1 protein-coding gene is annotated in these 440 nt (G+C 52.5%); it reads right to left on the bottom strand.

All coding sequences use genetic code 11. The annotated features are described in order from the left end of the window. Positions 1–440: GTP-binding protein (locus ACTHUM_RS19880; protein ID WP_440403990.1), on the bottom strand; the 440-nt coding region annotated here is incomplete at both ends.

Genomic DNA, 440 nt, shown 5'->3' with positions numbered 1-440 from the left:
GGTACAAGTGGTTTTTTGGGTTTCTTTCAGACCTACGATTTCGATCTCGTCACCAACGTGGATGACACCGCGCTCTACACGGCCGGTTACTACGGTACCGCGACCGGAGATGGAGAATACGTCTTCGATAGGCAACAGGAACGGTTTGTCCACGGCACGCTCTGGAGTCGGGATGTAGCTGTCCAATGCGGCAGCCAGTTCGAAGATTTTTTCTTCGTAAGCGGCGTCGCCTTCCAAGGCTTTCAGTGCAGAACCTTGTACGATCGGGCAGTCGTCACCTGGGAAGTCGTAGCTTGACAGCAAGTCACGGATTTCCATTTCAACCAGTTCCAGCAGTTCGGCATCATCAACCATGTCGCATTTATTCATGAACACGATGATGTAAGGTACGCCTACTTGGCGGGCCAACAGGATGTGTTCGCGAGTTTGCGGCATAGGAC

Source organism: Neisseria sp. P0021.S006 (genome assembly GCF_051956895.1).
The sequence above is the reverse complement of the archived record's forward strand: the minus strand, read 5'-3'. Positions and strand labels throughout refer to the sequence as shown.